The 223-nt window shown below is 38.1% G+C and carries 1 pseudogene; it reads right to left on the bottom strand.

Annotation, left to right across the window (positions count from 1 at the left end):
- Positions 1 to 185: pseudogene (locus tag Q0791_RS25205) on the bottom strand (IS110 family transposase); the annotation flags it as partial.
- Positions 186 to 223 lie beyond the last annotated feature (38 nt).

Here is a 223-nt window from a genome sequence, read left to right as displayed (position 1 = left end):
CGCCCCCAATAATTTGAGCCACTACAGGCTTCCATGGCAATAATGCTATCTGGATATTTAAGCAAAAAAGCCATGAGCTGTGAACGTCTTAATGCTCGGTTAAAAATAGACTTTCCAGCTTGGTTAATGCCACAAACTTGAAAAACATTTTTTGCCAAATCAATGCCGATTAGTGTAACTTTCATATTGGACACCTTTTGTTGGTTATTGAACGCACAAATTC

This window comes from uncultured Shewanella sp., from assembly GCF_947495455.1.
In the GTDB taxonomy this organism is placed as follows: domain Bacteria; phylum Pseudomonadota; class Gammaproteobacteria; order Enterobacterales; family Shewanellaceae; genus Shewanella.
Note: the sequence above shows the minus strand (reverse complement) of the source record. Positions and strands in the feature narration are given on the sequence as shown.